The following is a 6,283-nucleotide window of genomic DNA, read 5'->3' as shown; positions in this document are numbered from 1 at the left end:
CATGGACGAGTTCGCCATGGGCTCCTCGACGGAGAACTCCGCCTACCAGGTGACGCGCAACCCGTGGGACACCGATCGGATCCCCGGTGGGTCCGGCGGCGGTAGTGCCGCGGCGCTGGCCAGCCACAGTGCACCGCTGGCTATCGGCACCGACACCGGCGGCTCCATCCGACAGCCCGCCGCGGTCACCGCGACGGTCGGCGTCAAGCCGACGTACGGCACGGTCTCGCGCTACGGGCTCGTGGCCTGTGCATCTTCGCTGGACCAGGGCGGCCCCTGTGCCACGACGGTTCTCGACACCGCGCTGCTACACGAGATCATTGCCGGGCACGACCCGCGCGACTCGACGTCGATCGACGCCCCCGTCGGCGACCTGGTGGGTGCGGCGAAGCTCGGTGCCGAGGGTGATCTGTCCGGCGTGCGTGTCGGCGTCGTCAAGGAGCTGTCCGGTGAGGGCTATCAACCAGGCGTCCTCGCCTCGTTCGAGGCGGCGGTGAAGACCCTCACTGATCGCGGTGCCGAAGTCGTCGAGGTGAGTTGTCCGCACTTCACCTATGCGCTGGGCGCCTATTACTTGATCCTGCCGTCGGAGGTGTCGAGCAACCTCGCCCGCTTCGACGCGATGCGCTACGGCCTGCGCGTCGGCGACGACGGTTCGCACAGCGCCGATGAGGTGATGGCCCTGACCCGGGACGCCGGATTCGGCGCGGAGGTCAAGCGCCGCATCATGATCGGGACGTACGCGCTCTCGGCTGGCTACTACGACGCCTACTACGGGCAGGCGCAGAAGGTCCGCACGCTCATCGCGCGCGACTTCGCGTCGGCCTTCGAAAGCGTCGACGTCCTCGTCTCCCCGGTCACGCCCACAACGGCGTTCAAGCTGGGGGAGAAGGTCGACGACCCGCTGGCCATGTACCTGTTCGACCTGTGCACGCTGCCGGTGAACCTGGCCGGCGTCGCTGCCATGTCGGTGCCTTCGGGCCTCTCGGACGGGTTGCCCGTCGGGCTGCAGATCATGGCCCCGGCGCTGGCCGACGACCGGCTCTACCGGGTCGGTGCGGCGTACGAATCCGCACGCGGCCCGATTGCCTGATCAGACGCGGCGCGAAGCCAGCACGCGACGGCTAGATTGAGCGCATGGCGCGCTACGGAATTCTGACCTCCGGTGGAGATTGCCCCGGTTTGAACGCGGTTATCCGCGGCACGGTGTTGCAGGGCACGGCGGTGCACGGCCAGGAGTTCGTCGGATTCCTCGACGGCTACCGCGGCCTCGTGCACGGCGACATCAAGCTGCTCACCCGCTCGGCGGTGCGCGGCATCTCCAAGAACGGCGGCACCATCCTGCGGACCAGCCGCTACGGGCCCTACGAGGAGGACGGTGGGCCCGACGTCATCAAGAAGGTCCTTGAAGAACTCGAGATCGAGGGCGTGATCGCCGTCGGCGGCGACGGCACGATGGCAGCCGCGGCACGGCTACTGCGCGACGGCATCCCGATGGTCGGTGTTCCCAAGACCATCGACAACGACCTGGAGGCCACCGACTTCACCTTCGGTTTCTCCACCGCGGTCGAGATCGCCACGGAGGCCGCCGACCGGCTGCGGACCACCGGCGACTCGCACATGCGCTGCATGGTCCTGGAGGTGATGGGTCGCCACGCCGGATGGATCGCGATGTATGCCGGTGTCGCCGCCGGTGCACACGCCATTTTGATTCCGGAGGCGCCGGAGACCCTCGAACAGATCTGCAAGTGGGTGAACGCGGTCAAGGACCGCCGCCGAGCGCCGCTGATCATCGTCGCGGAGGGCTTCACGTTCCCCGACATGGACGCGGCCTTCTCTCACCGCGGGCTCGACGAGTTCAATCGTCCGCGCCTGGGCGGCATCGGTGAGATCCTCGCACCGCTCATCGAGGAGCGCACCGGCATCACCACCCGTGCCACCGTGCTGGGGCACATCCAGCGCGGCGGAGTGCCGACCGCCTTCGACCGCGTGCTGGGCACCCGCTTCGGGCAGGCGATCAGCGACACCCTCGCCGATGGCGACTTCGGCAAGATGGTCGCCCTGCGCGGAACGCAGGTCATCCGAGTGCCGTTCTCCGATGCGGTCGGGCACAGCAAGAACGTGTACGCGGAGTTCTACAACGGGGCGCGGGCGCTGTTCGGGTAGGGGGCCCGCCCCGATAGGATTGGGCGCATGACCGCGCCTACCACCGAGCTCATGGAGTTCGACGACGTCATCGCGACCTACGACCCCGTACTGGGCATGGAGGTGCACGTCGAACTGGGCACCGCGACGAAGATGTTCTGCGGCTGCCCGACGACCTTCGGTGCCGAGCCGAACACGCAGGTGTGCCCGGTGTGCATCGGGTTGCCCGGGTCGCTGCCGGTCGCCAACGCCGCGGCGATTGAGTCGGCGATCCGCATCGGCCTGGCACTGAACTGCTCCATCCGGCCGTCGAGCGTCTTCGCGCGGAAGAATTACTTCTACCCCGATCAGCCGAAGAACTACCAGATCAGCCAATACGACGAGCCGATCGCATTTGACGGCCACCTCGACGTCGTGCTCGCCGACGGGACGCCGTGGCGCGTCGAGATCGAGCGCGCGCACATGGAGGAGGACACCGGTAAGTCGCTGCACATCGGCGGTACCGGGCGCATCCACGGTGCCAGCCATTCGCTGCTCGACTACAACCGCGCCGGGGTCCCGCTGGTGGAGATCGTCACCCGACCCATCACCGGCGCCGGCGAGCGCGCACCCGAGGTGGCTCGCGCCTATGTCACCGCCCTGCGCGACCTGCTCAAGGCGCTGGGCGTGTCCGACGTCCGCATGGACCAGGGCTCGCTGCGCTGCGACGCCAACGTCTCGCTCATGCTCAAGGACGCCGCCGAGTTCGGCACGCGCACCGAGACGAAGAACGTGAACTCGCTCAAGAGTGTCGAGATCGCCGTGCGGTACGAGATGTGCCGGCAGGGCGCAGTGCTGCGCGACGGCGGCGAGGTGGTCCAGGAGACGCGGCACTTCCACGAGGGCGACGGCTCGACGTCGGCCGGGCGCCGCAAGGAGACCGCTGAGGACTACCGCTACTTCCCCGAGCCGGACTTGCCGCCGGTGAGCCCGGACGCCGCCTGGATCGCCGAGCTAGGCCAGACCCTTCCCGAGTTGCCATGGGTGCGCCGCGCCCGGATCCAGAGCGAGTGGGGCGTGTCCGACGAGGTGATGCGCGACCTGGTCAACGTCGGCGCCGTCGATCTCATCATCGCCACCGCCGACGCGGGCGCCTCGCCGGAGGCGTCGCGCAGCTGGTGGGTGTCTTTCCTGGCCCAGCAGGCCAACAGCCGCGCCGTGGAGCTGGCTGAGCTGGCGATCTCCCCGGCGCAGGTTGCCCGCGTCATCGCGCTCGTCGACGAGGGGAAGCTCACCAATAAGCTGGCCCAGCAGGTCGTCGTCGGCGTCCTCGACGGTGAGGGAGAGCCCGATGAGGTCGTCGCGGCGCGCGGCCTGGAGGTCGTGCGCGATGACTCGGCGCTGCAGACCGCCGTCGACGAGGCGCTGGCCGCCAATCCCGACATCGTCGAGAAGATCCGCAGCGGCAAAGTCGCCGCCGCGGGCAAGATCGTCGGCGACGTCATGAAGGCCACGCGCGGCCAGGCCGATCCGGCCCGGGTCAAGGAGCTAGTACTGGCTGCCTGCCAGTAACGGGGGACTGGGCCCGCTCGCTACCGCTTCCGGCGCCCGGTCACATGTTGCTTTCGCCGCCACCGGCGGCGGGCACCAGGAACCGCACCACGCGGTCGTCTTGTGAGACGACCTTTGTGCCGTAGTGCTTGTTGACCGTGGCGAACTGGATGAGGCCGTTGCCCACCGGTCGCATCCGGCCGATCGCGCCGTAGCGCTTCTCCAGCACGGTCACCGGCTTGTCCACCGACGGCTTCTCCGGGGTGGGCTCGACGAGAGTCTCGATGTGCTGGGTACGGATGGTGGATACGGCGATGGTTCCGGCGGTGACGGCGCAGCCGCCGAGCCCGGGCTTGTCGGGCCACGACCACACCGTGCGCAGCGCGCCGCCGGCCACCTGTGAAAGCCGATCGGCACTGCCAGTGCCGTCGGCCACGTACAGGGTGTCGCTCGACGGGCACAACGCCGGATTGGACCCGACGCCCGAGGCCAGGACCTTCGGCCGCGGGTTGGGACCCGACGAGAAGCCGGTCACCAACAGGATCTTGCCCGCCAGAGAGGCCGGATTGTCGGCGGCGGCCGGGTTCCCGGCATTGCCGGTCGCGACGACCAACTCGTTGCGCGACCGGAAGAACATCGAGCCCAGGTTGCCGGTGGGGCCCTTGGGGATTCCGGTCAGGATCGGCTTGGGCACGTCGCCAGCCGCGATCCGCACGATTCGGTTGTCGGTCGCCGTGGTGATGAGGGCGTAGATCAGCCGGTCCTCGCTGTAGGTCGGAGACGGTGCGAAGTCGATGAGTCCGCCGTCGCCGGAGGCATCGATGCCCGGGATGTCGACGATCAGCTTGTGCTTGGAGAAGCGTTTGGCGGACACGATCCGGCCGGTGGTGCGTTCGGCGACGATGGTGACGTCCCCGCGCTCGTCGCCGGGGATGAGGCCGGCGGTGGAAGCCAGGCAGGTGGTGATGACGTTCGGATCGGGGTCGACGCAGGGGCCGGGCGGCGGTGACGGGAGGTCTTCGGGCGGGGGCGGCGGGGTCTTCGGCGGCCGCTTGACCTCGAACGATTCGTTGTTCTTCGAGAACGGCCCGGCCTGCCGGTCGATGTCCTGCTTGCTGAAATCGGCGCAGCCGGCCAATCCGGCGGTGCCCAGCACCGCGAGGGCGGCGGCGAAAGCCAGCGCGGTGCGGAATCGGCGCGGCGCGGCGTCGGAAGCGGCGGGCATGCAGACCAGCCTAGCGATTGCCGGGGAGTCGCCGCGTCTACGGCTTATGCGCGGTGTTTCGCGCTAGCGTGGAGCGATGGGTTCCCAACGATTCGACGACGCCGACGAGGCTGCCGATTCCCGCGATGACAAGCACCGCGTCGAGACGACTCGGGTACCCGCACCTCCCAGCGGATATGCCCGGATCGACAGTCTCGACGACCTTGACGACTTCCCGAAGCGCAAGCGCGGCAAGAAGAAGTCCGCGAGCGAGCCCACATCCGCGCCGACCGAGCCCGAATCCGCGCCGACCGAGCCCGAATCCGCGCCGACCGAGCCCATATCCGTTCCGACGGAGCGCCTTGAGCCAATCGAGCACCCACCGCTACCGGTCACCGCGCTGATTGAGCCGCCGCTGCCCGAGACGGTACCGACCGAGGCCGTGCGCGGCGCCGGGCCGGCCACGCCGGTTGCGGGGGTCGATCTCGCCGAGCCCGACTACGTCGACGACGGGGTCGCGCCGATCGGAGAGCCGTACGAGGAGCACGGCGAGGCATTGCGCAGCCGACGAATCACCGATCTTGAGGACGAGGTCGCGCACCTGCGCAAACTGGGGCGCCGCGGCACCCTGGACTTCGGCCTGCTGCTGTTGCGCGTCGTAGTGGGCGCCTACCTGGCGGTCGAGGGCTGTCGGAGGTTCTTCGGGTGGTTCGAGGGTCCTTCGCTCAACGGCTTCGAAACGACACTGTTGAACACGCAGAACCGGGCGATCGGGTTCGACGAGCAGTCGGCCGGCGTCGTCGCGGTCGGGTGGTCGGTCGCGATGATCGTCGTCGGCATAATCCTGGTCTTCGGATTCCTCACACCGATCGTGGCGGCCGTCGGCCTCGCCACCGCCTCCCTCGACCTCGCACTCGGCGTCACCGTGGCAGGTGCGGTCCACCTGTTCCCCGACCAGAAGGGGTCCGTCGCGTTCGGCGCGGCCCTGGTCGTCCTGCTCGTGACGATCATCCTGTGCGGACCCGGGCGCTACAGCGTCGACGGCAGCCGCGGCTGGGCGCGCCGACCCGGAATCGGGTCGGTCTCCATGGTGATCGTGGGCATCGCGCTGGCCGTCGGCGTGTGGATGCTGTTCAACGGGACCAACCCGCTGGACTCACCCGGGAATCCATAGGCATCGAAGACGTCGGCACCGTCGGCCGGGAAAAGGGTCGTTCGAAAGCGGAGAAGCGGCACGGGGCAGGGTCCTTGATTGATCCCATCGGCCGCAGTGGTATGCGCCAGTGAACAGGTGTCACAATAGCCACTGACCTGCATATTTAAGCCTTGTACTCGAATGTGTGTTCGGGTAATGTTAGGTCATGGACACCACGACCGCCGCACCGGAACAACCGGCGGTCGACC

5 protein-coding genes are annotated in these 6,283 nt (G+C 68.5%); 4 read left to right on the top strand and 1 reads right to left on the bottom strand.

Annotated elements, in window-relative coordinates:
- From gatA to gatB, 3 genes are all read left to right on the top strand, one after another.
- Window positions 1-1,093 (top strand): Asp-tRNA(Asn)/Glu-tRNA(Gln) amidotransferase subunit GatA (gene gatA, locus B4L26_RS10490; protein WP_290718736.1); only part of this gene is annotated, 1,093 nt, incomplete at its 5' end.
- Between the two features lie 44 nt (window positions 1,094-1,137).
- Window positions 1,138-2,166, top strand: a complete 1,029-nt coding sequence (locus tag B4L26_RS10485; RefSeq protein ID WP_290718734.1) for an ATP-dependent 6-phosphofructokinase — start codon at window positions 1,138-1,140, stop codon at window positions 2,164-2,166.
- A gap of 27 nt (window positions 2,167-2,193) precedes the next feature.
- Window positions 2,194-3,696, top strand: a complete 1,503-nt coding sequence (gene gatB / locus B4L26_RS10480) for an Asp-tRNA(Asn)/Glu-tRNA(Gln) amidotransferase subunit GatB (protein ID WP_290718732.1) — start codon at window positions 2,194-2,196, stop codon at window positions 3,694-3,696.
- A 40-nt stretch (window positions 3,697-3,736) separates the two neighbouring features.
- Here gatB and B4L26_RS10475 read toward each other — a convergent pair whose 3' ends face one another.
- Window positions 3,737-4,900 (bottom strand): PQQ-dependent sugar dehydrogenase, encoded by a 1,164-nt coding sequence (locus B4L26_RS10475; protein WP_290718730.1) that lies wholly within the window; start codon window positions 4,898-4,900, stop codon window positions 3,737-3,739.
- Window positions 4,901-4,976: 76 nt separating this feature from the next.
- Between B4L26_RS10475 and B4L26_RS10470 the strand changes: the two genes are divergently transcribed.
- Complete coding sequence (locus B4L26_RS10470; RefSeq protein WP_290718729.1) at window positions 4,977-6,053, top strand: DoxX family protein; 1,077 nt, start codon at window positions 4,977-4,979, stop codon at window positions 6,051-6,053.
- Window positions 6,054-6,283 lie beyond the last annotated feature (230 nt).

Source organism: Gordonia sp. UBA7599 (genome assembly GCA_002477755.1).
Lineage (GTDB): Bacteria > Actinomycetota > Actinomycetes > Mycobacteriales > Mycobacteriaceae > Gordonia.
The sequence above is the reverse complement of the archived record's forward strand: the minus strand, read 5'-3'. Positions and strand labels throughout refer to the sequence as shown.